The sequence below is a fragment of the Roseateles koreensis genome (assembly GCF_028595305.1).
GTDB classification, from domain to species: Bacteria; Pseudomonadota; Gammaproteobacteria; order Burkholderiales; family Burkholderiaceae_C; genus Paucibacter_A; species Paucibacter_A koreensis.
The window spans coordinates 161,440-168,884 of the sequence record NZ_JAQQXS010000012.1 but is presented as its reverse complement, the minus strand read 5'-3'; the positions used below and the strand labels follow the sequence as shown (position 1 = coordinate 168,884).

Here is a 7,445-nt window from a genome sequence, read left to right as displayed (position 1 = left end):
GGATGTTGCCGCCGCTGGCCCTAAGGTCTAGGCGCCAGGGCTCGTGCAGGGTTTGGCGGTAGTGCCAGTGGGTGATGTGAAGCAGGGGGTGGTCGGGGCCTAACTCCAGGCCGACTTGGGCCGCGCCCGCCATGCCAGTGCCGCCAGCCTGCAGCGTCTCTTTAATGCGCACGGCCAGTTCGGCAGCGCTGTAGCGGGTGGGAGGGGGAGGCATGGTGGGTGGCATATCAGCTGGGTTGTGGACCTGCAAGGCCGAACAACTGACTTGCATGGGAACTACCCACCATAGATGCCTGCGACGCTGATAAAGGTAAAAAGTCCCAGGCTGCAGCCCCAGCGCATCATTTGCACGCCATTTGTCCCATGAATCAAGTGCGACTGGTCGCAACGTACTCACGCTCGCCGCCCGTGCCAGCCAGTCGCCCCCCTGCCCGGCAGGTCAGGCACCACCCGCCATACAGCCAAAAATATTTGATCCGAAGAACTGACCGCCCCAAGGCATGTTTATCCGACGACCCAAGCTATTGACAAACAGTTCTAAAGTTCTATGGCGTGCCGTCCGATACACATTTCAACGGGTCTGGAAACAGACACGTGGTCCGGTAAGAAGGCCGCAACCAACGCCCCCAAACCCGGGGAGCTGACAGCTGCATCGGTTGACTGCGCCGGGCGAGGCGGGGGGCTTGTTCAAGTGAACAAACCTCCGCGTAACGGATGCCCTCCGGGGTGTTCGCAACACGTCGGCGCTCTGCCGGAAAAACTTGTAGCTGAAACAGGAGTGAATCATGCCCGCAGTCATTAACACCAACTTGCTGTCGCTGAATGCACAGCGCAACACATCCACCTCGCAAGGCTCGCTGTCTGTGTCCATGCAGCGCTTGTCTTCGGGTCTGCGCATCAATTCCGCCAAGGACGACGCTGCCGGCTTGGCCATTTCCGACCGCATGACCAGCCAGGTTCGCGGCATGAATGTGGCCATCCGCAATGCCAATGACGGCATCTCGATGGCGCAAACCGCTGACGGCGCGCTGAGCAAGGTGACCGACTCACTGCAGCGTATGCGTGAGTTGGGTGTGCAAGCCCGTAACGCCACCAACACCACCACCGACCTGGATTCCATCGGCAAGGAATTCGCTCAGCTGGGCGCTGAAATCACCCGTGTCGTGGGTGGCACCACCTTCAACGGCAAGGCGATCCTGGCCACAGCCGGTACATCGACCTTCCAGATTGGCGCCAACACGACCACCAATGACTCGGTGGACGTCACCACCACTGACCTGACCGCCGATACAACCCTGACCGCAGTGACCGGTGCCACCATCAGCAACACCGACACGGCCGCATCCCTGAAAACGGTCATCGACAACATCGACACCGCGCTGACCACGGTCAGCAGCCAGCGCGCCACCTACGGTGCGGTGCAAAACCGGTTTGATGCGATCACGTCGAACTTGCAGATCTCGGTGGAAAACCAGAGCGCCGCTCGCAGCCGCATCACGGATGCCGACTACGCGACGGAAACCGCCAACCTGAGCCGCTCGCAGATCCTGCAGCAGGCCGGTAACGCGATGATTGCGCAGGCCAACCAGTTGCCGCAGCAAGTCTTGACCCTGCTGCGTTGATCGCGCAGGCAGGACCAGGCCTTGGCGCCTGGTTCTGGCCTGAAGCCTGAAACGCAGAGGCGCTGGCGCATGCGCAACGCGGCGTCTTCTCACTCCCTCCATTTCAGAAAAATACGCCGCAGGTCAGTGACACGCGGCGCTTTTTCGCAAAAAGGATTTAAGTCAATCCCTGGTGTCGTCGATAAGCAAAACAACGGGTCCGAGGAATGAAGTGGACTACGTGGTCCGGTCAGCCCGCTCAGCTTTTTGAGCAGGACGCGGACGGTGCGGTGATCAGGCGAAAGCCCGATGGCTGCTGGCAAAAGTCACCTTTCGAGGTGTGCTTTCATCGACCGTGAAGACCGGATTTCCGGCAAGTCTTTAAACACCAAAGGATTGAAAAATGAGCCAAATTATCAACACCAACTTGATGTCTCTGAACGCTCAACGCAATCAGGCGACATCGCAGGGTTCGCTCGCCATTTCGATGCAGCGCCTGTCGTCCGGCATGCGCATCAATTCTGCCAAGGACGACGCTGCCGGCTTGGCCATCTCGGACCGCATGACCAGCCAGGTTCGCGGCATGAATGTGGCCGTTCGCAATGCCAATGACGGCATCTCAATGGCGCAAACTGCCGACGGCGCGCTGGCCAAGGTGACCGACTCGCTGCAGCGCATGCGTGAACTGAGCGTGCAGGCCCGCAACGCCACCAACACCACCACCGACCTGGATTCCATCGGCAAGGAATTCGCCCAGCTGGGCTCTGAAATCACCCGCGTGCTGGGCGGCACCACCTTCAACGGCAAGGCGATTTTGGCCACGTCGGGCACCTCCACCTTCCAGATTGGCGCAAACACGACGGCCAATGACTCGGTGGACGTCACAACCAACGATCTGACCACCGACACCACGATCACCGCCATCACCGGCGCCACCATCAGCAACACCGACACGGCCGCTACCTTGAAGACGGTCATCGACAACATTGACACCGCACTCACCACCGTCAGTGACCAGCGGGCAACCTTTGGCGCGGTACAAAACCGTTTCGATGCGGTGATCTCCAACTTGCAGATTTCCGTCGAAAACCAAAGCGCCGCACGCAGCCGCATCACGGACGCCGACTACGCGACGGAAACCGCCAACCTCAGCCGTGCACAGATCCTCCAGCAGGCTGGCAATGCGATGATTTCGCAGGCCAACCAGTTGCCCCAGCAGGTGTTGTCGCTGCTGCGTGGCGGCTGATCCACACAGGCTGGATGAGGGGCACGCGCCAACGCCCCTTTGAATCACGGCGCCGCATAAAGAGAACACTCCGGTCCTTGCCTTGGTAGGGCGGCCGGAGTTTTTTTATGGGTGTGGTTTTGCGTCCTTTTCGGGCTTTTGAAAAATTTAAGCGCACAGAGAATTTGTCCATCGGGTTGCCGTGAATGCAACCCGAGGTCCGGAACAGGCAGGCAACTCAGGTTGTCGGCATGAATCGAAGCAATTGACGCGGCACAAGACCCCACACAGTCGGGCAGCTGCGCACAACGCTCGAAACCGGAGTTAGCAGATTTGAAGGAGTGCTCAAATGCCCCAAACCATCAATACCAATATTGCCTCGCTGAACGCCCAACGCAATCTGGCCAGTTCACAAGGCTCCCTGGCCATCTCCATGCAACGCCTGTCATCAGGAATGCGGGTGAATTCGGCCAAGGACGATGCGGCGGGGCTGGCCATTGCCGAGCGCATGAACTCCCAGGTTCGCGGCATGAACGTGGCAATCCGCAATGCCAATGACGGCATCTCACTGGCGCAGACGGCTGAAGGCGCGTTGTCCAAAGTGGGCGACAGCTTGCAGCGCATGCGTGAGTTGGCGGTACAGGCTCGCAATGCCACCAACACGACAGCCGACCTCGACTCCATCGGCAAGGAGTACACGCAACTGGCCTCGGAAATCACCCGGGTGCTGGGCGGAACCACCTTCAACGGTAAGAAAATTTTGGGCGCAGACGCCGCCACACCGCAAGACTTCCAGGTCGGCCCCAATACGGGACCCGAGGATGTCATCACGGTGACCACTTCTGACATGACGGTGGACCCGACGATCACACTGGTGACGGCCTCCTCCATCACGAACGCCGACACCTCGGCCACCTTGAAAACGTCGATTGATGCCATCGATGCGGCAATCAATACCGTCAGCAGCCAGCGCGCCACCTTGGGTGCATCACAGAATCGCTTCGACGCGGTGATCTCAAACCTGCAGGTGTCAGTTGAGAACCAAAGCGCCGCCCGCAGCCGCATCATGGATGCCGACTACGCCGCAGAAACCTCCAATCTCAGCCGCACGCAAATCCTGCAACAGGCCGGTAACGCAATGGTGGCGCAGGCCAACCAAATGCCGCAGCAAGTGTTGGCGCTGCTAAAAGGCTGAAGCCGCCCTGGCTTGATCTTGCAAAAAAGGCGGTTCGGCTTTGGCTTGACCGCCTTCAGTTTTTTCTACATCTGCCGACATAGCGGCATCAAGCATCGTCAGCTGCCCCACGGGCAGCGATGACTGCGGGTTCCGGAGATCATCATGGCCAGCATCACCTCGACAGGCATAGGCAGCGGACTCGACGTTGAAAGCATCGTCACCAAACTGATGTCGATCGAGCGTCAGCCGGTGACCGACTTGCAGACGCGCGCCACGACGATGCAGACCAAGCTGTCGTCGTACGGCAAGCTGCAGAGCAATATCAGCACGCTGCGCGACGCCGCGGCCAAGCTCAACAACCCCAGCACCTGGGGCGCCAACCTCACCTCGTCATCCGACTCAACCTCGGCCACGGCCACCACCACCGATGGCTCAGTGGCGGGCACCTATGCGGTGTCCATTACCAAATTAGCGAGTGCGCAAACCATCACCACGGCGGCATTTCCTGCCAACACAACCTCAATCGGCCAGGGCTCGCTGACCATCGAACTCGGGGCATGGAGCAGCGATCAATCCAGCTTCACGCCCACCAGCGGAAAGTCAGCAGTCACCATCAACATCGGCGCGGGCGACGACAGCCTGAGCGCCGCCCGCGACAAGATCAACGCGTCCGGCGCAGGCGTAGTGGCCTCGGTGGTGACCGACAGCCAGGGTTCGCGCCTGGTGCTGCGCTCAGCCAACACCGGTGCCAGCAACGGTTTCAGGGTGTCGTCCACCGTCACGACGCAAGATTCGAATGGCGGGCCCGGCTTGGCTGCACTGGCCTTCGATCCGAGCAACGGCGTCACCACCGCCACCCAGGCACAAGCCGCGCAGAGTGCTGTCGGCAAGATCAACGGCATTGACGTAGTCTCCGAAAGCAACACCGTCGCCAATGTGATCGACGGCCTGACCGTGAACTTCAACAAGATCACAACGGCTGATGTGAGCGTCACCGTGGGCCCTGACAAGGACAGCATCAAAAAGGCCGTCAACGACTTCGCGACCGCCTACAACGCGCTCGCCTCCTTCATGAAAGACCAGACGAAGTACGTGCCCAAGTCCGGCACCACGGCGGCCTCGGCCGGTCCGCTTCAAGGCGACAGCACGGCCATCAGCCTGCAGGGCCAATTGCGCAACCTGATCGGCAGTTCAACCACCTTGGGCGGGAGCCTGAGCCGCCTGAGCGACATTGGCCTGGACCCTCAGGCCGATGGCAGCTTGAAAGTCAACAGCACCAAGCTAGACGCAGCGGTGACCAATGTCGACGCCATGAAAAAAGTGCTGTCAGGACTGGACACGTCCAACGACAGCAACAGCGGCATCATCCAGCGCATCCGCGCCCTGGCCGATTCGGCCTTGAGTTTCGACGGCGCCTTGAACAGCAAGCAGACTTCGTTGCGCAGCTCCATCAACCACAACGCCGATGACCAGGACAAAATGAACCAGCGCCTGACGCTGGTCGAGGCCCGCATGCGCGCCAGCTACCAGGCCCTGGACACCACAATGGCGAAGATGACCACCCTGCAAAGCTACGTCAGCAAGCAGTTCGGCTGACCTGCCGGGTCAAAGCGGCCTCGTTGCCGCCCGCGACACCCCACGCCCCGCGCGCCATCCCCTGGCCCGCGGGGCGCTGTATTTGGTGGATTCTTTGTGCATTCTTTTGTGCCTTTTTTTGTGCATTAAGCCGCACTCTTCACACCTCATCTCGCATCAAAACTGCAAGGCAGACATCTCAAGTTTCAGGCTCAGCGGTCGAAAACAATTCAACACTGCACAACTTGGGAAGCAAATGATGTATGGCAACACCTCATCCCCCTTCGGACCTCGCACGCAACGGGCGTCGATGTACAGCAAGGTGGGTCTGGAAACCGACGTGCACGGCGCCAGCCCGCATCGTCTGATCGCCATGCTCTTCGACGGCCTGTTTGAAGCCATGAATCAGGCCCGCGTCGCGATCCAGACCCAGAACACCGAACTCAAGCACCGCACCCTGACCCGTGCCGTGCGCATCCTCGACGAGGGCCTGAAAGCGGGCCTGAACCTGGATGCCGGCCCCCTGGCCACCGATTTGAATGATTTGTACGCCTATGTGTGCATGCGCCTGACTCGGGCTAACTTGCACAACGACGCCGCTGCCATTGAAGAGTGCCAACGCATCCTCACCCCGGTGCGTGAAGCTTGGACGGCGATTGGCGCCCCGGGCGAGATGTCTCGTGCGGCCTGAACCGATGGCAAAGCACCACCCCAACTTTTTGTCTCGAGCGGAACCTGTGATGAACACTCAACTCCTGAGCTACTACGAAGCCATTGAACAAGCCAGCGCTGACATGCTGAACGCCGCCCGCTCCGGCAACTGGGACGAAGTGGTCAAGCTGGAAGGCGCCTGCGTCTTGCTGATTTCTCAGCTGAAGCACGCCGCATCCAGCAACCCGCTGGCCCCTGAAGAGTCGAAGCTGAAGACCCGCATCATGCAGCGCATCTTGGTCAACGATGCTGAGATCCGCCACTTGGCTGAGCCTTGGCTGGACGATCTCGACCGCGTGATGACCGGCAAGAGCAAGACCCTGCATTGACCCCAATTCACCGGACTGACGCCGGCTTGCCGCAGTGAAAATGCATTGATGAGCAGCAGCCTTTCCTCTTTGAATTTCTCGCCCGCCGCGCCAAATCAGGTCGCCGCGGGCGATTTTCGTATTCAGTCCCCTGCGGAAGTTCTGGCTTGGCTGCAAAGCCTGCTGCAGCAGCAAAGCCGCATCACGCTCAGCGGCGCCAACGGGGCGACCATGCCCACGCGCCTGAGCGCCATCGACGGCCAACGCGGTGCGATCGGGTTCGACGCCGACCCGCGCAGTCCCGACTTGCAAGCCCTGCTCAGCGCCGACGAGGTCACGGCGGTGGTCTATCTGGACCAGATCAAGATCCAGTTCGAAGTCGACGGGTTGATGCGACTGAACAGCCCGGATCTCAGCAACGGCCTGGTCTTGCAGGCTCAGCTGCCCAGCCAGTTGTACCGTTTTCAGCGCCGGCAGACCTTTCGGGTGCAACCCAACACACGCACGCCCCAGGTTCGCCTGACTCATCCACAGCATCCTGAACTGCAGCTGCGCCTGCGTATCATCGACCTCAGCCTGGGCGGCTTGGCACTGCTGCTGCCCGCCGACCAACCCGATATGGCGCCGGGCAGCCTGATCCCAGGGGTGCAGGTAGAACTGGACCGCGAAACCCGGTTTGAAACCGGCCTTCGCCTGCAGAACGCACGGCCCAGCCTCGAAGGCGGCCAGCACGTGGGGCTGACGTTTTCCAGCATCGACAACGAGGCGGAGCGCAACCTGCAACGCTACATCGACCAGACGCAAAAACTGGGCCGACTGCTGCGCAAATCCGCGCCCGCCTGAAGCGC

The 7,445-nt window shown here is 60.4% G+C and carries 8 protein-coding genes; 7 read left to right on the top strand and 1 reads right to left on the bottom strand.

The window, feature by feature from the left end; translation table 11 throughout:
* On the bottom strand, positions 1-214 hold a 214-nt coding region (locus tag PRZ01_RS14405), incomplete at its 3' end, for a hypothetical protein (RefSeq protein ID WP_273597489.1).
* A 571-nt stretch (positions 215-785) separates the two neighbouring features.
* On the opposite strand from PRZ01_RS14405, the gene PRZ01_RS14400 reads away from it, so the two are divergent.
* The 7 genes from PRZ01_RS14400 (at position 786) to PRZ01_RS14370 (ending at position 7,440) form a co-directional block, all read left to right on the top strand.
* Positions 786-1,622, top strand: a complete 837-nt coding sequence (locus PRZ01_RS14400) for a flagellin N-terminal helical domain-containing protein (RefSeq protein WP_273597488.1) — start codon at positions 786-788, stop codon at positions 1,620-1,622.
* A 382-nt stretch (positions 1,623-2,004) separates the two neighbouring features.
* Entirely contained in the window at positions 2,005-2,847 is an 843-nt protein-coding gene (locus PRZ01_RS14395) for a flagellin N-terminal helical domain-containing protein (RefSeq protein ID WP_273597487.1), read from the top strand.
* A 328-nt stretch (positions 2,848-3,175) separates the two neighbouring features.
* Positions 3,176-4,021, top strand: a complete 846-nt coding sequence (locus tag PRZ01_RS14390) for a flagellin N-terminal helical domain-containing protein (RefSeq protein WP_273597486.1) — start codon at positions 3,176-3,178, stop codon at positions 4,019-4,021.
* 144 nt (positions 4,022-4,165) lie between these two features.
* Entirely contained in the window at positions 4,166-5,599 is a 1,434-nt protein-coding gene (gene fliD, locus PRZ01_RS14385; RefSeq protein ID WP_273597485.1) for a flagellar filament capping protein FliD, read from the top strand.
* 235 nt (positions 5,600-5,834) lie between these two features.
* Positions 5,835-6,269 (top strand): flagellar export chaperone FliS, encoded by a 435-nt coding sequence (fliS, locus tag PRZ01_RS14380; RefSeq protein ID WP_273597484.1) that lies wholly within the window; start codon positions 5,835-5,837, stop codon positions 6,267-6,269.
* A 49-nt stretch (positions 6,270-6,318) separates the two neighbouring features.
* Complete coding sequence (locus tag PRZ01_RS14375) at positions 6,319-6,618, top strand: flagellar protein FliT (RefSeq protein ID WP_273597483.1); 300 nt, start codon at positions 6,319-6,321, stop codon at positions 6,616-6,618.
* 48 nt (positions 6,619-6,666) lie between these two features.
* A complete protein-coding gene (locus PRZ01_RS14370) occupies positions 6,667-7,440 on the top strand; it encodes a flagellar brake protein (protein WP_273597482.1) in 774 nt (257 codons plus the stop codon).
* Positions 7,441-7,445: the final 5 nt, after the last annotated feature.